Consider the following 326-nt stretch of genomic DNA (forward strand, 5'->3'; position numbering starts at 1 on the left):
GAGAACAGCAAGATTACGTCTCTTAAAAATGGAGACATTAGTGGAGCCTCAAGTGATGCTGTAGCGGGTAACCAGCTTCATGCTCTAGGGAGCAGTGTTGCAAAATCTTTAGGTGGTAATGCTAAGTATGAGAATGGAACTTGGAGTGCGCCTACATTCACAGTTAAGAGCGTGAAAGAAGATGGCAAAACAGAAGATAAAGAGTATCATGATGTAGCAACAGCGTTTGCTGGTGTAGGAACTTCTTTCGCGAATGTGAATAATTCTATCACGAATATTAAGGATGAAATTAGCAAAGATATTGCTGAAGCAAAGAGTGATTCCTT

Annotated in this window: 1 pseudogene; it reads left to right on the forward strand. The window is 40.5% G+C overall.

Annotated features, from left to right (window positions below):
• Positions 1-326: pseudogene (locus tag ACFILH_RS01630) on the forward strand (hypothetical protein); the annotation flags it as partial.

The organism is Bartonella sp. CL435QHHD (assembly GCF_042195095.1).
Lineage (GTDB): Bacteria > Pseudomonadota > Alphaproteobacteria > Rhizobiales > Rhizobiaceae > Bartonella.